Source organism: Nioella sp. MMSF_3534 (assembly GCF_030732985.1).
Classification (GTDB): Bacteria; Pseudomonadota; Alphaproteobacteria; order Rhodobacterales; family Rhodobacteraceae; genus Nioella.
The window spans coordinates 123,551-140,552 of sequence record NZ_JASHJX010000004.1 but is presented as its reverse complement, the minus strand read 5'-3'; the positions used below and the strand labels follow the sequence as shown (position 1 = coordinate 140,552).

Sequence of the window (17,002 nt, the reverse complement as noted above, 5' to 3'; positions counted from 1 at the left end):
ATCAGGACAGATCGTTCTCCGACTCATCCCCGGCTTGGGGCGCAAGCGGCTCGGCCTCGTCCTCGCCTTCCTGAAGCGCGGCAGTTTCCGGGGTGGCGATGCGGGCGGGCATGCTGGCATGGAAATCGCCCTTGTCGGCCTCGGCCACGGCGGCGCGACGGCTGATCCGCCAGAGCGTGAAGGCGATCATCACCACATGCGCGGCGATGGTGGTCATGAACAGGCCGCGCGGGCCGAACGGGTCCATGATCTGGCCCGCGATCAGCGGCCCGACAATGGCACCGATGCCATAGACCATCAGAAGCCCGCCAGAGACCTGGATCGAGGTGCCCGGTGGCGCGTGGTCATTGGCATGGGCGACGATGATCGGATACATCGCGAAGATCGCCGCGCCAAAGACGCTGGCCAGCACGAGGTTCAGGATCTGGCCCTCGGGTTGCAGCGCCGTGAAGGTGATGTCGGCGGCCAGCGCCAGCAGCGCGGTCGCCACCAGAACCTTGCGCCGGTCCATCCGGTCCGAGAAGATCCCGAAGGGAATCTGCGCCACCGCCCCGGCCAGGATGGGCAGGCTGGCAAAGAGCGCGATGGACGACAGGTCCAGCCCCACCCGGTCGGCATAGACGGCGGACAAGGTGCCAAAGGCGCTGTTGGAGATGCCCACAAGGAACACCGCCACCACCGCAACGGGCGAGTTGTTCCACAGCACCCGCAGATCCAGCCGGACCGTGGTCAGCGGCACCGGACTTTGAGAGGTGGAGATTGCCGTGGGGATCAGCGCAAGGCTGTAGACCATCGCGCCAAGCGCGAAGAACAGGAAGCCGCTGGTATCGCCCAGTGCGATGACCATCTGGCCTGCGGTACTGGCGGCAAGGTTGACCATGGAATAGATCGCGAAGATGCGGCCCCGCGTGGTCGGTTCGGCCCGGTCATTGAGCCAGCTTTCCACGATCATCGCCGCCCCGGCGAAGCTGAAACCCGACACCGCGCGGGTCGGGATCCAGGCCCAGGCCTCGACCACCAGAGCCTGGCTGAGAATCGCGACGGAGGCACAGGCGCACATGACGCCGAAGGTGCGGATATGGCCGACCGAGGCCACCAGCCTCGGGATATAGAGACAGCCAAGCACATAGCCTATGGCCCAACCGGTGCCCAGAAAGCCAAGCGCGGTGGCCGAGAATCCTTCCTCGGACCCGCGCACGGGCAGGATCAGGCTGTTGATGCCACCCGCGAAAAGCAGAAGGGCCGAACCGAGAAGGAGGGCACTGATGGGAACGAGCTGGCGATACATGGGGTCAGACTAGGGCCATTCGAGGTTTGGGGAAAGAAGAGCCGTCACGGTGTTGTGTCAATCAGCTTTCCAAGTTGAAGATCAGACTTCCGAACGCCATGACATGAAAGACCCTGACCAGCAGCACGAAGGTCTTGACCCTTTCCTGAATCTTCATGTGCGTGGTGCCCCCGCCTGTGGTGCTCTTGCTTCCTGTCACACGGAGTATTCGGGCAGCGCGTGAACGGCACGCACTGCCGCGTTGAGAATGCGCATCACGCGGTCGTTGATTGCGATTGGGTCATCCAGAGTAGCCCCAGAAGAAGCAGCGCGGCGGACACAACGCAGGCAACCGTCCGAACGGAGTTCCAGAAGGTCCAGCGCGGCACGTAGGTCTGCATCCAGTACTCGCGTGCGGTGCCCGACGTCGTCTCCATACCGGCAAGGGCTTCGTTCATGGGAACGTTGAAGAAAACCGTGACGCCGAAACATCCGATCAGGTAGACCAGCCCGGCCGTCATGATCAGCGCCCCCGCCGGGCCAGTGAGCCCAAAGCCGCCATAGGCCGCGACGGCGACCGAAACGGCAGCCATGCCTAGAAACAGCGTCATGAAGACCCAGCGAAACACTTCGCGATTGATGACTTGCATGGCCTCGACGCCGCCATGGCCGCCGGTCTGCGCGAGCGACCGCATGATGAAATCGGAAAAGGCCAGAAACACGCCGCCCACGAGGGCATAGGCGAGGATTGAGAATTGCATGAGAAAGTAGAAAGCAGTCGACATTGTCGGAACTCCTGATTGGGGTGGCGCGGCGGGACAGCGATGCCTCCAGCCGCGAATTGTGAGGGTCAGGCGGCGGCAGACCAGGCGCCTGCGGTCATTGCGGTCTGCGCAAATTCGGTGAAGTCGCGAGGCTTGCGTCCCAGGGCGCGCTCGACACCATCTGCCGTGTGGGCGTTACGTCCATCCAGCGTTTCGCGGGCGATCTGCGTAAAGACCTCGCCCACGAAGTCGCCACCGGCGGCCGCGACATTGGCGTGAAAGTCTTCAAACGTAATCGGGATATGCTGGATGTGACGATCCAGCGTCGTGGACAGCACCTCGGCCATCTCGGCGAATGTCATCAGGCGCGGGCCGGTGACTTCGTAGCGCTCGCCGATATGCCCGTCTTCCGTCAGGGCCGCGACCACCACGTCGGCGATGTCGTCAATGTCGATGATGGGCTCTTGGATGTCACCGCCGGGCATTGGCAGCACGCCGCCCAGGATCGGGTCACGCAGATATCCTTCGCTGAAATTCTGCGCGAACCAGGCCGCCCGCACGATGGTATAGGGCAGGCCCGAATTGCGGACGATCTCTTCGCCCAGGGTGGCGAAATGCTCGCCGCGGCCGGACAGCAGGACGATATGCTGAAGCCCGCTTTCGCGTGCAACCTTGGTAAAGGCCTCCAGCTTCTCGACAGCACCCGGGAAGGCCAGGTCGGGGAAATAGGTGACATAGGCCTTGGAAACGCCAGCCAGAACGGGTGCCCATGTGGCTGGGTCTTCCCAATCGAAGGGGGTCTCGGACCGCCGGGCACCGCGCCGAACGGCAACGCCTTTGGCTTCGAGCTTGCTGGCAACGCGGGAGCCGGTTTTTCCGGTTGCACCGATAACGAGAATGGGTTGGTCAGTCATGTTCTGTCTCCTTGGGTCTGGTTGATGACCAAGGTTTAGAAAGACAGGGGCTGCGGGTATTGACTGCGCCTGCCATGGTTTTGACATCCGCTGCCAATCGGATCGCGGGCAGGATGTTGCCGCAAACGAAAAACGGCGCTGGAATGCCCAACGCCGTCTTTCTCGGTCACTCTGATCTGATGTGGTCATTCGGTTTCATACAGCGTGAATTGCATGTCCGCGGCTTCTTCACGCAGAGGCTTGCAGGCGGTGTATTCAGGCGAGGCAAACCATGTCTTGGCCGTGGCGGCGTCGGGAAAGCTTACAATGGCGATGGAGTGCTTTTCCTCGTCCCCGACCAGCGCACTGACCTTGTCGCCAATGGCAACAAACTCACCCCCATGGGCAAGCACGGTCGGACCCGCCGCAGTGGCATAGGCATCCATCTTGTCGGCATTCTTTACGTCGAAACGTGCAACGATAAGTGCGGTCATGTTCTGTCTCCTTGGATCAAGCTGATGATGACCAGGGATTAGACCGCCCGAGGGGCACCGGTATTCACCGCGGCTGCCAAGGTTTTGACATCCGCCGCCAATGCGGCGTCTCGCAAGGCCCCTAGCCAAGAGATTTCCGATAGGTCGCCGGGGTCACGCCCATCCATCGCTTGAAGGCGCGGTTGAAGGCGCTTTGCTCGGAATACCCGGTGAGGAACGCGATCTCGGACAGCGAATAGCGTTCTTCTTGCAGCATGGCCGTGGCGATCTCGCGCCGGGTTTCTTCGGTCAGGGTCTGAAAGCTGAGACCATGTTCGGCAAGGCGTCGGTGAAAGGATCGGGCGCTCAGGCCCAGCCTGCGCGCGATATCTCCCATCTTGGGCAGGCCTTCACTCAGTGCGCGGGCAATTTCGCCTTTGGTCTGTGTATGCAAGGCGGGCGTATCGTCGATCTGCGCAAGTTCCTGATCAAGGTGAGAAACGAGAAACGCCGTGATGCCTTCATCCCCAAGGATATTCGGCTCGGAAAGAGACTGATGGGACAGAAGCATTGCATCCCTGTCCGCACCGAAAAACACCGGACAGCCGAAATAGGCTTCGTGATGTTCGATTGTCCTTGGTGCCGGATGCCGGAAACAGACTTCGATCGGTGAAAACGGGCGCGGCGATACCTGCCGGCCGAGCGAGACGGCACTCGCCATTGTGGCCTCAACCGAAATGCGCAGGCCGAGTCGGCGGAGACCTTCCCGACGCTGCACAAACAGCATTCCCCGAGATGTCTGCATCAACTCGTATTGCGTGACACTGGTCCAGAGGCGCCAATATCTTGCCACACGAGAGAAAGAGCCAAGCAAATTGGGCGCAGCCTTCCACGCAAGGCCAAGCGCGCCGTACTCGTCGGTTCGCATCGCCTCGCCAACAATCAATGGCAAAGGCGTTATATCCATTTGCTCGGCCATCAGCTCGATCATGCCGTAATAATCATCGTCATCGAGCATGTGCTTGGGATCCAGCGGGCCATCGACATCCAGACCGACGGAGTCCAGCACCGCCCGGGCATCGACGGCATTGCCCGCGACGCCCACAACCTTTCTGGCAAAAAGAGACGTTACCTGACCCATGGCGCAAGACTAATCCGGTCTGAAGCGCGATCCAAGCCTGGCGAAAGCGCGGCACTCATTGGCTGCATTCCAATAGCCGGCGGCGGCAATTGGAACTGCTTGCGCATCCGGCGCGCAGGATTCCCGCGCGAGACATGTGTACGAAGGCGGATGCAAGGGGGACAGACAAGCAACGCCTAACGTCACGCATCTAATGCAAGAATTTCTTGGGGGATTTTGGTGCCCAGGAGAGGACTCGAACCTCCACGACCTTGCGGTCACTGGCACCTGAAGCCAGCGCGTCTACCAATTCCGCCACCTGGGCAGGTGTCGTGACGGGGCAGATATCGCCACTGCCGGGGACTGTCAACGGGCCTCGATGCAAAAAAATGATTTCTTGTCGGGCGGGCGGTTCTGCCGCCCCTTGCCGGGACGATTTGCGCCTTGTCCTGCAAGGTTTGGCCGCGTATCACGGGCGCTAACTCGAGACCGGAGGGACAAGGCATGTCGAAACTCGTGACCATCTTTGGCGGGTCTGGATTCGTGGGCCGCTACATCGCGCGCCGCATGGCCAGGGAAGGCTGGCGCGTGCGCGTCGCCGTGCGCCGCCCGAATGAAGCGATTTTCGTGCGTCCCTATGGCGCCGTTGGTCAGGTGGAGCCGATTCTGGCCAATATCCGCGACGATGCCTCGGTTGCCGCTGCGATTGCCGGGGCCGATGCGGTGGTGAACTGCGTGGGCGTCCTGACCGAGCGGGGCAAGAACAGCTTTGAGGCCGTTCAGACCGAGGGCGCGGCGCGAATTGCGCGTTTGGCGGCTGAGGCCGGTGTTGGTCAGTTGGTGCATCTGTCCGCCATCGGGGCCGATGCCGAGTCCGACAGCGACTATGCCCGCAGCAAGGCCGAGGGTGAAGCCGCCGTAACAGAGCATTTCCCCGGTGCCGTGATCCTGCGCCCCTCGGTCATTTTCGGAACCGAGGACGAGTTCTTCAACCGCTTCGCCAAGATGACCAAGTTTGGCCCGGTGCTGCCGCTGGTCGGTGGCAATTCGCGCTTCCAGCCGGTCTATGTCGATGACGTGGCCAAGGCCGCTGTTGCCGGTGTGCTGGGACAGGCCGAGGCCGGGATCTACGAACTGGGTGGCCCCGATGTGGAATCCCTGCATGACCTGATGGTCAAGATGCTGGGGGTGATCCGCCGCCGCCGGTTGATCGTGAACCTGCCGTTCTGGGTTGGCTCGATTATGGCCTTCGGCTTTGGCGCGATGCAGGCGCTGACCGTGGGGCTGATCCACAACGGTATCCTGACCCGCGATCAGCTGCGCCAGCTGCGCCGCGACAATGTGGTGTCGGAGGGGGCCAAAGGATTTGCCGATCTGGGAATCGACCCCACCGATATGGACGCGGTTCTGGCGGAATACCTCTGGGTCTATCGCCCCGGTGGCCAGTATTCCGCCCTTCAGGACAGCGCCCGCAACCTGCGCAACACCTAAGTGTAGGCGATCACCAGCAGGATCACGCCAAGGATTACCCTGTAGATCACATATGGGGTGAAGCTGACGCTGCGCAGCAGGCGCATCATGAAGGTCAGCGCCGCCAGTGCCGCAACGAAGGCCATGGCCGCGGCAATCGCGCCGTTCCTTGCGGCCTCTGCGTCCGCCGTGGCAATGACTTCCGCGCCAAGTAGAACGCCCGAGGCCAGGATCGTCGGGATCGACATCAGCATCGACAGGCGCGCGGCGTCGTGGCGTTCATATCCCAGATACCGGGCTGCGGTGATGGTGATGCCTGACCGGGAAGTGCCGGGGATCAGGGCAATCGCCTGCCAGAGGCCCATGATCAGCGCATGGCGCAGGGTCCAAGTCTTGGCATCCAGAACCTCCTCCCCCTTTTGGTCGGCCCAGTATAACACCAGCCCAAAGACCAGCATGGTCCAGCCGATCACGGTCATGGAACGCAGCGAGTCGTCCAGACCGGTGAGTTTCAGGGCCAGCCCGAAGAGGATGACGGGGATTGTCGCGAGGATCAGGCCAAGCGCCAACCGGGCCTCGCCAGTATTGCGCCGCGCGGTAGCAAGGTGACCCAACCCGATTACCGCCGCCCTTACATCGCGCCAGAAATAGAGCACCACGGCCCCGAGCGTTCCGACGTGAACGGCGACGTCGATCACCTGACCCTGGTCCGCCATGCCCGTCAGTTCGGGCAGGAGAATCAGGTGCCCGGAGGAAGAGACCGGCAGGAATTCTGTCAGGCCCTGGATCACGGCAACGATAAATAAATGAAACAGTGTCATAGTCGCGGTCCGTGCGCCGGCTGAGAGATGAGCATGCAGCTATTTGAAAAAACGTTGTTTTTCAATTTGTATGTCAGTGTTGATGACCTATATTCGCAAGCATGGCGACCGCAAGGCATGTTGGCAACGCTGTTTTCTGGATAATAGGTCAGCATTGCTGTCTTTTCATGTCCTGAGAGCTTGGTTATAGGGGCCTTCCTAGCTGATCCTAAAGGAACCGGAAAGGCACGCCATGGCTGTTGAGAAGATGCTGAAATTCGTGACCGTGGGCAAGTCCATGCCCGAGAAACGCTCTGCCAAGGAGCGCGCGCATGATTTCAACGAGATCTACGGCGAATACGCCGCCGCCAAGGCAGAGGAACAGGCCAGCCGGTGCAGCCAGTGCGGCGTGCCCTATTGCCAGTCCCATTGCCCGCTGCACAACAACATCCCCGACTGGCTGCGCCTGACCGCGACGGGTCGGTTGCAGGAAGCCTACGAGATCAGCCAGGCGACCAACACCTTCCCCGAGATTTGCGGCCGCATCTGCCCGCAGGACCGTCTGTGTGAAGGCAACTGCGTGATCGAACAGTCGGGCCATGGCACCGTGACCATCGGCTCGGTTGAGAAATACATCACCGATACCGCGTGGGAACAGGGTTGGGTCAAGCCGATCAGCCCTGCGCAGGAACGCCCTGAAAGCGTGGGCATCATCGGCGCGGGCCCCGGTGGTCTGGCTGCTGCCGACATGCTGCGCCGCGCCGGGCTGCAGGTCACGGTCTATGACCGCTATGACCGAGCGGGCGGGTTGCTGACTTATGGCATTCCCGGCTTCAAGCTTGAAAAAGACGTGGTCATGCGCCGCAACCAGCAACTGGAGGCGGGCGGGATCACCTTCGTGATGAACTGCACCGTGGGCGACGACATCAGCTTTGCCGAGATCCGCGAGAAGCATGATTTCGTGGTCATCGCCACAGGCGTCTACAAGACCCGCGATCTGGCTGGCCCCGGTTCGGGTGCTGCCGGGATCGTCAATGCGATTGACTACCTGACCGCATCCAATCGCCTGAGCTTCGGCGACAGCGTGCCGGAATTCGAGTCGGGCGAGCTGAACGCCGAAGGCAAGAAGGTCGTCGTGATTGGCGGCGGCGATACCGCGATGGACTGCGTGCGCACCGCGATCCGGCAGGGTGCGGAAAGCGTGAAATGCCTCTATCGGCGCGACCGGGCCAATATGCCTGGCTCTCAGCGCGAGGTGCAGAATGCCGAGGAAGAGGGCGTCGAGTTCGTCTGGCTGACCGCGCCCAAGGGCTTCTCGGGCGACCCGGTGAGCGGCGTCATGGTGCAGCAGATGCGTCTTGGCCAGCCCGACGCATCCGGGCGCCGCAGCCCCGAAGTGGTGGACGGCGCCGACTATGTGGAAGAGGCCGATCTGGTGATCAAGGCGCTCGGGTTCGAGCCCGAGGATCTGCCCGCGCTGTGGAACACGCCAGAGCTGGAAGTGACCCGTTGGGGCACCGTCAAGGCCGACTTCCGCACCCATGAAACCAACCTGCCGGGCGTCTATGCTGTGGGCGATATCCAGCGCGGGGCAAGCCTTGTGGTCTGGGCCATTCGGGACGGGCGCGAGGCGGCAGAGGACATCCTGTCGAAAATTGCCGCAAGCGCGGGTGTGGCGGCGGAATAGGCCGAAAACATGGGGGGTGCCACGCGTACACCCCCTGTACACCCCCCGTACACCCCCTGTGCAGAAAGGATACGGAATTTGAAGACACACGGCTCGGAGCCGAACGGAATTAGGGAAGGACTGCTGACATGGTATGCTTGATCAATCGTTACCTCCTCACCACCGCGTTTACCGTTTCGGTCGCTGTGGGAACGGCCGTTCTGGCACCCATGCCGGTCCACGCACAGCAAGGCCCGACGGTAACGCCACCGCCCGGATGCACCGCCTTTCTGACGACGCAATCGCGCGGCTGCGTGGTGTCCCATAACTGGACCTGTGAAGGCGACCCCGAAGGCACGCATTGGCGGTTGTCGATGGATGAGGATGGGCCCTTCTACCTTTCCTTCACCGATGCCGAGTTCCGCTGGCTGCTGTCCTATGAATTGCGCAGCGGTGCCCAGAACACGCTGATCCAGCCAGAGGACGATCCCGCTTCGATCACCGATCTCTTTGCAACCGGCACCGATTCCATGTCTTTCTCGACCATCCACGAAAACGGTGCGGGTCAGCGCATTCAGCGCGACTATACCGGATTCGACCGGCTGACCGGCGAAACCGTGGAAATCGACGGGCGCATCCTGAACCGCACCCAGTTTTCCTATGAATACGACCTGGGCGAAGGCCCGCGCCGCGTCGAGGGCGGCCAGTTCGTCAGCGAAGACTGGCGGATGTTCTTTGGCGGAGTTGAGGTGACGACCCTGCCCAATGGCGAAACGCGCGAAAGTGACAACTCGCCCATGGATTTCGCAGAACCCGGCGAGCCGGGCTTTCTGAGCGCGACGCCGCTTTATGATTGCGGGGACATGATGTCATGACCACCCGCGCACAGCAGATGATTGGACGGGCCGCGGCCCGATCCCCCGTGAAAGGAGAGCCTCAATGACCAAATTCGATGCATCTTGGGTCGCCGCCGAAGAGGCCAAGCGCAAGTGGATGGCCGAGAACGGCATGTATATCGAGGAGGAAGAGCATTCCTCCTGCGGTGTGGGCCTTGTCGTGTCGCTGGACGGGAAGCCGAGCCGCCAGGTGGTCGAGGCGGGCATCACCGCGCTGAAGGCGATCTGGCACCGGGGGGCTGTCGATGCCGACGGCAAGACCGGCGATGGCGCGGGCATCCATGTGCAGATCCCGGCCTCGTTCTTCTATGACCAGATTCGCCGCACGGGCCATGAGCCGGATATGGATGCGCTGATGGCGGTTGGTCAGGTCTTCCTGCCGCGCAGCGATTTCGGGGCGCAGGAAACCTGCCGGACCATCGTGGAAAGCGAAGTGCTGCGGATGGGCTATTACATCTATGGCTGGCGTCATGTGCCGGTGGATGTGACCTGCCTTGGCGAAAAAGCCAACGCGACCCGGCCCGAGATCGAGCAGATCCTGATTTCCAACTCCAAGGGCGTGGACGAGGAAACGTTCGAGCGGGAGCTTTACGTCATCCGCCGCCGGATCGAAAAGGCGGCTGCCGCCGCCGGGATCAGCGGGCTTTACCTGTGTTCGCTGTCCTGCCGGTCGATCATCTACAAGGGCATGATGCTGGCCGAGCAAGTCAGCGAGTTCTATCCCGACCTTCAGGACGAGCGGTTCGAAAGCGCCTTTGCGATCTATCACCAGCGCTATTCGACCAACACCTTCCCGCAATGGTGGCTGGCGCAGCCCTTCCGCATGCTTGCCCATAACGGCGAGATCAACACGCTGAAGGGCAACCTGAACTGGATGAAGAGCCATGAGATCCGCATGGCGTCGTCCTATTTCGGGGAGCTTGCCGAGGATATCAAACCCATCGTGGCGGGCGGGTCGTCGGACTCTGCCGCGCTCGATTCCGTGTTCGAAGTGCTGGTCCGTGCAGGCCGCAATGCGCCCATGGCCAAGACCATGCTGGTGCCAGAGGCCTGGTCCAAGACCTCGACCGAACTGCCCGAGGCGTGGCGCGATATGTACGCCTATTGCAACAGCGTGATGGAGCCGTGGGACGGCCCCGCCGCGCTGGCCATGACCGATGGCCGGTGGGTCTGTGCCGGGCTGGACCGGAACGGGCTGCGCCCGATGCGTTACGTGGTAACCGGTGAGGGGCTGCTGATCGCAGGGTCCGAGGCCGGGATGGTGCCGGTGAACGAGGCCGGTCTGGTCGAGAAGGGCGCGCTTGGTCCGGGGCAGATGATTGCCGTCGATATGGCCGAGGCGAAGCTTTACCACGATACCGAGATGAAGGACGCGCTGGCCGCCAGCCGCCCCTTTGGCGATTGGGTGGAGAAGGTCGTTGATCTTGGCGAACAGACCGAGGGGCTGACGGAATCGGCGGCGTTCAACGGGCACGAGCTGCGCCAGCGCCAGATCGCGGCGGGCTACAGCATCGAAGAGCTGGAACAGATCCTTGCGCCCATGGCCGAGGATGGCAAGGAAACGCTGGCCTCGATGGGTGATGACACGCCCTCTGCCGTGCTGTCGAAACAGTATCGGCCACTGAGCCACTTCTTCCGCCAGAACTTCAGCCAGGTGACGAACCCGCCCATCGACTCGCTTCGCGAATACCGGGTGATGAGCCTGAAGACCCGCTTCGGCAACCTCAAGAACGTGCTGGACGAGGACAGCAGCCAGACCGAGATTCTGGTGCTGGAAAGCCCGTTCGTGACCAATTCGCAGTTCCAAGCGCTGCTGACCCAGTTTGGCGACAGCGTGGTCAATATCGACTGCACCTTCCCCGCCGGTGGCGGGCAGGGCCTGCTGCGCGAGGAACTGGCGCGCATTCGGCGCGAGGCGGAAGATGCCGTGCGCTCTGGCGCGGGCCATCTGGTGCTGACCGACCGGGGTCAGAACGAAGACCGCATCGCCATGCCGATGATTCTTGCGACCAGTGCCGTGCACAGCTGGCTGACCAAACAGGGCCTGCGGACCTTCTGTTCGCTCAACGTGCGGTCTGCCGAGTGTATCGACCCGCATTACTTCGCCGTGCTGATCGGTGCGGGCGCAACCACCGTGAACGCCTATCTGGCGCAGGACAGCCTTGCCGACCGGATTGAACGGGGCCTGCTGGATTGCAGCCTCACCGAAGCCATGGCGCGCTATCGCAATGCGATCGACCAGGGCCTGTTGAAGATCATGGCCAAGATGGGGATCTCGGTCATTTCGTCCTATCGCGGCGGTCTGAACTTTGAGGCTGTGGGCCTGTCCCGTGCCATGGTGGCGGAATATTTCCCCGGCATGATTTCCCGCATCTCGGGCATTGGCGTCAGCGGTCTGCAGAAAAAGGCCGAAGAGGTTCACGCCAAGGGCTGGCTCAGCCAGACCGACATTCTGCCCATCGGCGGTTTCTACAAGGCGCGCCGGTCCGGCGAAAAGCACGCCTGGGAAGCGCAGACGATGCATATGATGCAGATGGCCTGCAACACCGCGTCCTACGAGATGTGGAAGCAGTATTCGGCCAAGATGCGGTCGAACCCGCCCATCCACCTGCGCGACCTGCTGGACATCAAACCGCTTGGCAAGGCGATCCCGATCGAGGAGGTGGAATCGATCACCTCGATCCGCAAGCGCTTTGTCACGCCGGGCATGTCCCTGGGTGCGCTCAGCCCAGAGGCGCACAAGACGCTGAACGTCGCCATGAACCGGATCGGTGCGAAGTCCGACAGTGGCGAGGGTGGCGAAGACCCGGCGCATTTCGTGCCGGAACCCAATGGCGACAACCCGTCAGCCAAGATCAAGCAGGTGGCGTCGGGCCGCTTTGGCGTGACCGCCGAATACCTGAACCACTGCGAAGAGCTGGAGATCAAGGTCGCCCAGGGCGCCAAGCCCGGCGAGGGTGGCCAGTTGCCCGGCATGAAGGTCACCGACCTGATTGCGCGGCTGCGCCATTCCACCAAGGGCGTGACTCTGATTTCGCCGCCGCCGCACCACGATATCTATTCCATCGAGGACCTGGCGCAGCTGATCTATGACCTCAAGCAGATCAACCCGCGCTGCAAGGTGACGGTGAAACTGGTGGCGTCTTCGGGCGTCGGCACCATCGCCGCCGGCGTGGCCAAGGCCAAGGCCGATATCATCCTGATTTCCGGCCATAACGGTGGCACGGGCGCATCGCCTGCAACCTCGATCAAGTTCGCGGGCCTGCCCTGGGAAATGGGCCTGACCGAGGCGCATCAGGTGCTGGCGATGAACAACCTGCGGGGCCGCGTGACGCTGCGCACCGATGGCGGTTTGCGGACCGGACGTGACATCGTCATGGCCGCGATGATGGGGGCCGAGGAATACGGCATCGGCACCGCCGCGCTGATTGCCATGGGCTGTATCATGGTGCGCCAGTGCCAGTCGAACACCTGTCCTGTGGGCGTCTGCACGCAGGATGAAAGCCTGCGCGCCAAGTTCACCGGCAATGCCGACAAGGTGGTGAACCTGATCACCTTCTACGCGCAGGAAGTGCGGGAACTGCTGGCCGCTATCGGCGCGCGGTCGCTGGATGAGGTCATTGGCCGGGCCGATCTGCTGAGCCAGGTCAGCCGTGGATCCGCCCATCTGGACGATCTCGACCTCAACCCGCTGCTGATCACCGTCGATGGGTCGCAGAACATCGTCTACGACCGCTACCGCGAACGGAATGCAGTGCCCGACACGCTGGACGCGCAGATCGTCAAGGATGCGCACCGCTTCCTTGAGGATGGCGAGAAAATGCAGCTGTCTTACGCCGTGCAGAACACCCTGCGCACCATCGGCACGCGGACCAGCAGTCATATCGTCAAGAATTTTGGGATGCGCAACGCGCTGCAGCCCGATCACCTGACGGTGAAGCTGGAAGGCTCTGCCGGGCAGTCTCTGGGGGCCTTTGCGGCGCCAGGGCTGAAGCTGGAAGTGTCGGGCGATGCCAATGACTACGTGGGCAAGGGCCTGTCAGGGGGCACCATCGTTGTGCGGCCTGCACAAGTGAGCCCGCTAAAGGCTGAGGATAACGTGATCATCGGCAATACCGTTCTGTACGGCGCAACCGACGGCTATCTCTTCGCCGCTGGCCGCGCCGGGGAGCGGTTCGGGGTGCGGAACTCTGGCGCCAAGGTGGTGATCGAAGGCTGCGGGTCCAACGGTTGTGAATACATGACCGGTGGCGTTGCGGTGATCCTTGGATCCATCGGGGCCAATTTCGGGGCCGGGATGACGGGCGGCATGGCCTATCTCTACGATCCCGACGGCACAGCGCCGGAGAACATGAACCTTGAGACATTGGTGACCTGCCCGGTCACGGTCGATCACTGGGAAGACCAGCTGCACGGGCTGGTGGCGCGCCATGCGGCTGAGACCGGATCGCGCAAGGCGTCGGATATCCTTCAGCACTGGGAGGAGGAGAAGGCGAACTTCCTTCAGGTCTGCCCGAAAGAGATGCTGAACAAGATCTCCCATCCCCTCGGGATCGAGGAAAAGGCCGTTCCGGCGGAGTGACCAGACGTCCGGCCAATGGCCGGGCAGTCCCCAATCTTGACCGGCGTTTTCCGCCCGAGCCCCCACGCGGGGCCGGGCGGCATTGATCGCGTGCTGCATGCGCAGGCGCGATTTGTCCAATCTGGAATTTCCACCTCGTGACCGGCGTTGATCCGACCTGTACTGTACCATGATCGCACAGGGTCCGGTACGGGAGGGCCGACAAAGTGACGAAAATGGAACTCACGGAACGGCACGGGGTCCGCGAAGGCGGGTTCTTCAGCGACATGTCGGGCCATGAACTGGACCGCTTTCTCGATTTCGTCAGCCGTTTTCTGGATGAAACGCAGGATTGCCTCGGGCTCGACATGCCCGCCCGCGAGGTGCCGATCATGGTGCAGCTTGTCCGGTCGCACCTGCGGGGGCGCATGGAAACGCCCTCGTCGCTGATCGACAGTTCCGGGCTGGCGCGCGGAACCGCGCATCGCCTGATCGAGGACATGGTCGACCGTGGCCTGATCACGAAACGTCCGCGCACGAAAAGCGGCAAGACCTTTTCGCTGCACCCCACGCCCTTGCTGATCGACGCGTGGCTGAACTATGTGCGCCGGATGAAGGCCCTGCTTGGCACCGTGTTCGGGCTGGAGGAGGATACCGACTATTTCTTCGGTGCCTCCTACCTGTCCTCTGCCGCTGTTGCCCCTTTACCGGTTCTGTCGGAAAAGCTGGACCTTCCCGGCGGGTTGCGGGTGCTGCTGCATGCCGACGCCACCTTCATGGCGATGCAGAAGCTCAAACGCCAGTTCGAGCTTCATTTCGGGGTGGAGCTTTCGGTGCGCGCGTTGTCCATCGACCGGCTGCACGAGGAAATCCTCGAAGACATGACGCGGCCGGTGTCGCGCTATGACATCGTCACCTGCGACCTGTGCTGGATGGAAGAGCTGATCCGCGCCGGGGCAATCCGGCCGATAGACCAGATGGGGCCGGGAAGTTCCCTTGAGTACATGGATTTCCATCCCGAGGCGCTGTCCACCGCGCTACGGGGCGAAACGCTCTACGGTCTTCCGGTGCAGACCACGCCAGAGCTGTTCATCTATCGCAGCGACCTGTTCGCAGAGGCCGGCCTGGCCCCACCCGCGACGCTGGCTGAAATGCTCGATTGTGCCCGCGCCCTTCACCGCCCCGAGATTGACCGCAGCGGCATTTGCTGGAACGGCGCGCGGGGGACGCCCGTGGGCACCACCTTCATGATGCTGATGGCCGATTTCGGCCAGCCGGTGCTGAACCTGCCGCCAATGGGGGACGGGTTTCGCGGGCAGGATCTGGGGCCTGAACACCTCGTCCCCATGCTGACCGCGCCCAAGGCGCTGGAGGCTGCGGAGTTTCTGGTGGAGCTGTTGACCTATTCGCCCCCGAGTGTCTTGCAGATGTCATGGTATGAACGTGCCAAATGCTATGCTCAGGGACAGGCGGCCATGGGCTATTGCTACACCCAGATCCTGCCGATCATCGAGAACGACCCGACCTCGCCCGCCTGTGGGCGGACCGGGTATCTGCCGCATCCCTCTGGCCCCGGCCAACGCCCGATTGCGCCGCTTGGGGGGTGGAATATCTGTTTGCCCGCGAACCTCAAGGACAGCCGGTTCGCGGCGGTCAAGCAGGCAGCGCAGACCCTGACGTCAGCCGCTGCGACCAAGCTTTATATCGAGAATGGCAGCCTTGTCAGTTCGCGTTTCAGCGTCTGCAACGACCCCGCCGTCGCCCATGACCGCCCGGTCATTGCCACGGTGGACAAGCTGGCCCGTGCGGGCCAGTTGCAGACATGGCCGCGGCCTGCGGTGCCCCAGCTCAACACGTTGGTGCGTATTCTTGGCGAAGAGATTCACACGATGCTGCTGCGCAACAAGAAGCCGGGTGCCGCGTTGCGCGATGCGCAGGCCAGATGTGAAAGGACGATGGTGCGGGATCAGGCTGTCAGAGACTGACCCAACCCCGCGTCCGGTCGCTTTCCTGCATCGCCTCGATGGTGCGTTGCACCTCATAGGCTTCGCGGAAATCGGGACCGCAAGTACCCTGCCCCGCATGGGCCGCGATCAGCTCCGCCACTTCGATGACCTTGAGATCGTTGAAGCCGAGGTGATGGCCCGGCGCGGGGCAGAACGCGCCATATGGCGGATGCGCGGGGCCGGATTCGATCCGGGTGTAACCGCTGCGCCCCGCCGCACCGGACCAGAGCAGAAGCTCGTTCATGTTTTCCTGGCTGAAGGCGAGCGCGCCTTTTGTGCCGGTGATCTCCCATGACAGGTCCATCGTGCGGGCGGTGGCGGCCCAGTTCGCCTCGATGCTGCCCGCCGCGCCGTTCTCAAACCGCAGAAGGGCGTGGGTCATGTCATCGACCTTCACGGGCGCGCGTTCGGCGCTGCCCGGGGAAACGGGGCGCGTAGGGAAGATCGTCCGGCAATCGGCCTGCACTTCGCTGATCGGGCCAATGAGGAATCGCGCCATGGAGGTGATATGGCTGCCGATATCGGCCAGCGCCCCGCCACCCGCCGGATCGGTGCGGAAGGAATGCGGCGCGTCGGGACTGGCCATGTAGTTTTCCGCGTGACGCCCGCGAAAGCCGGTGACCTCGCCGATCTCTCCGCTTGCGATGATGTCCCGTGCCAAGCGTATCATCGGGTTGCGCAGGAAGTTGAAGCCGACCAGCGTGGTGACACCTGCGGCCTCGGCGGCCTTGGTCATCTCCAGCGCCGAGGCAGCGGTGGTCGAAAGCGGCTTTTCGCAATAGACGGTCTTGCCCGCCGCGATGGCCGCCAGCGCAATCGGCGCGTGCAGCACATTGGGCGCGGTGATCGCCACGATGCCGACCTCGGGGTCATCGACAAGGGCCTGCCAGTCGGACGTCGATCGTGCGAACCCAAGCGCCGCCGCGCCCCGCTGCGCGAGGTCATCGGTCGCGTCCGCCAGAATGCTCAGCTTCGGGTCCAGCGGCAGGTCGAAAAGCCCGCCCACGGCCCGGAAGGCATTGGCGTGACAGCGCCCCATGAAGCCGGACCCGACCAAACCGATCCCAATCTCCTGCTTACCCATAT

12 protein-coding genes and 1 tRNA gene are annotated in these 17,002 nt (G+C 62.6%); 5 read left to right on the top strand and 8 right to left on the bottom strand.

Annotated elements, in window-relative coordinates; translation table 11 throughout:
* Position 1 precedes the first annotated feature (1 nt).
* From RBB16_RS03145 to RBB16_RS03120, 6 genes are all read right to left on the bottom strand, one after another.
* Positions 2-1,288 carry an MFS transporter gene (locus tag RBB16_RS03145; RefSeq protein WP_306044752.1) on the bottom strand — a complete coding sequence of 429 codons (1,287 nt, stop codon included), beginning with the start codon at positions 1,286-1,288 and terminating at the stop codon, positions 2-4.
* 254 nt (positions 1,289-1,542) lie between these two features.
* A complete protein-coding gene (locus RBB16_RS03140) occupies positions 1,543-2,052 on the bottom strand; it encodes a DUF1772 domain-containing protein (RefSeq protein ID WP_306044751.1) in 510 nt (169 codons plus the stop codon).
* A gap of 65 nt (positions 2,053-2,117) precedes the next feature.
* The gene (locus tag RBB16_RS03135) at positions 2,118-2,945 is read right to left on the bottom strand and encodes an NAD(P)H-binding protein (protein ID WP_306044750.1); all 828 of its coding nucleotides are present in this window, start codon (positions 2,943-2,945) and stop codon (positions 2,118-2,120) included.
* A gap of 185 nt (positions 2,946-3,130) precedes the next feature.
* Positions 3,131-3,418, bottom strand: coding sequence for a DUF1330 domain-containing protein (locus tag RBB16_RS03130; RefSeq protein ID WP_306044749.1), 288 nt, complete (start codon positions 3,416-3,418; stop codon positions 3,131-3,133).
* A 121-nt stretch (positions 3,419-3,539) separates the two neighbouring features.
* Complete coding sequence (locus RBB16_RS03125) at positions 3,540-4,538, bottom strand: AraC family transcriptional regulator (RefSeq protein ID WP_306044748.1); 999 nt, start codon at positions 4,536-4,538, stop codon at positions 3,540-3,542.
* Positions 4,539-4,755: 217 nt separating this feature from the next.
* Positions 4,756-4,842 (bottom strand) — tRNA-Leu (locus tag RBB16_RS03120).
* A gap of 179 nt (positions 4,843-5,021) precedes the next feature.
* On the opposite strand from RBB16_RS03120, the gene RBB16_RS03115 reads away from it, so the two are divergent.
* Positions 5,022-6,008, top strand: coding sequence for a complex I NDUFA9 subunit family protein (locus RBB16_RS03115; RefSeq protein WP_306044747.1), 987 nt, complete (start codon positions 5,022-5,024; stop codon positions 6,006-6,008).
* Here RBB16_RS03115 and RBB16_RS03110 read toward each other — a convergent pair.
* Positions 6,005-6,808, bottom strand: coding sequence for an undecaprenyl-diphosphate phosphatase (locus RBB16_RS03110; RefSeq protein WP_306044746.1), 804 nt, complete (start codon positions 6,806-6,808; stop codon positions 6,005-6,007). The genes RBB16_RS03115 and RBB16_RS03110 overlap by 4 nt on opposite strands.
* Before the next feature lie 232 nt (positions 6,809-7,040).
* Between RBB16_RS03110 and RBB16_RS03105 the strand changes: the two genes are divergently transcribed.
* The 4 genes from RBB16_RS03105 (at position 7,041) to RBB16_RS03090 (ending at position 15,895) form a co-directional block, all read left to right on the top strand.
* Positions 7,041-8,474 carry an NAD(P)-dependent oxidoreductase gene (locus tag RBB16_RS03105; RefSeq protein WP_306044745.1) on the top strand — a complete coding sequence of 478 codons (1,434 nt, stop codon included), beginning with the start codon at positions 7,041-7,043 and terminating at the stop codon, positions 8,472-8,474.
* Between the two features lie 128 nt (positions 8,475-8,602).
* Positions 8,603-9,328 carry a hypothetical protein gene (locus RBB16_RS03100; protein ID WP_306044744.1) on the top strand — a complete coding sequence of 242 codons (726 nt, stop codon included), beginning with the start codon at positions 8,603-8,605 and terminating at the stop codon, positions 9,326-9,328.
* Between the two features lie 64 nt (positions 9,329-9,392).
* A complete protein-coding gene (gltB, locus tag RBB16_RS03095; protein WP_306044743.1) occupies positions 9,393-13,931 on the top strand; it encodes a glutamate synthase large subunit in 4,539 nt (1,512 codons plus the stop codon).
* A gap of 215 nt (positions 13,932-14,146) precedes the next feature.
* Positions 14,147-15,895: an extracellular solute-binding protein gene (locus RBB16_RS03090; protein ID WP_306044742.1), complete on the top strand. Its 1,749-nt coding sequence runs from the start codon at positions 14,147-14,149 to the stop codon at positions 15,893-15,895.
* Here the strand turns inward: RBB16_RS03090 and RBB16_RS03085 are convergent.
* Positions 15,885-17,000: a Gfo/Idh/MocA family oxidoreductase gene (locus RBB16_RS03085; RefSeq protein WP_306044741.1), complete on the bottom strand. Its 1,116-nt coding sequence runs from the start codon at positions 16,998-17,000 to the stop codon at positions 15,885-15,887. The genes RBB16_RS03090 and RBB16_RS03085 overlap by 11 nt on opposite strands.
* Positions 17,001-17,002 lie beyond the last annotated feature (2 nt).

Excerpts from the sequence above, each read along its gene's own strand:
- RBB16_RS03145 (WP_306044752.1), bottom strand. The coding sequence starts at position 1,288 with ATGTATCGCCAGCTCGTTCCCATCAGTGCCCTCCTTCTCGGTTCGGCC.
- RBB16_RS03140 (WP_306044751.1), bottom strand. The coding sequence starts at position 2,052 with ATGTCGACTGCTTTCTACTTTCTCATGCAATTCTCAATCCTCGCCTAT.
- RBB16_RS03135 (WP_306044750.1), bottom strand. The coding sequence starts at position 2,945 with ATGACTGACCAACCCATTCTCGTTATCGGTGCAACCGGAAAAACCGGC.
- RBB16_RS03130 (WP_306044749.1), bottom strand. The coding sequence starts at position 3,418 with ATGACCGCACTTATCGTTGCACGTTTCGACGTAAAGAATGCCGACAAG.
- RBB16_RS03125 (WP_306044748.1), bottom strand. The coding sequence starts at position 4,538 with ATGGGTCAGGTAACGTCTCTTTTTGCCAGAAAGGTTGTGGGCGTCGCG.
- RBB16_RS03115 (WP_306044747.1), top strand. The coding sequence starts at position 5,022 with ATGTCGAAACTCGTGACCATCTTTGGCGGGTCTGGATTCGTGGGCCGC.
- RBB16_RS03110 (WP_306044746.1), bottom strand. The coding sequence starts at position 6,808 with ATGACACTGTTTCATTTATTTATCGTTGCCGTGATCCAGGGCCTGACA.
- RBB16_RS03105 (WP_306044745.1), top strand. The coding sequence starts at position 7,041 with ATGGCTGTTGAGAAGATGCTGAAATTCGTGACCGTGGGCAAGTCCATG.
- RBB16_RS03100 (WP_306044744.1), top strand. The coding sequence starts at position 8,603 with ATGGTATGCTTGATCAATCGTTACCTCCTCACCACCGCGTTTACCGTT.
- gltB (WP_306044743.1), top strand. The coding sequence starts at position 9,393 with ATGACCAAATTCGATGCATCTTGGGTCGCCGCCGAAGAGGCCAAGCGC.
- RBB16_RS03090 (WP_306044742.1), top strand. The coding sequence starts at position 14,147 with ATGGAACTCACGGAACGGCACGGGGTCCGCGAAGGCGGGTTCTTCAGC.
- RBB16_RS03085 (WP_306044741.1), bottom strand. The coding sequence starts at position 17,000 with ATGGGTAAGCAGGAGATTGGGATCGGTTTGGTCGGGTCCGGCTTCATG.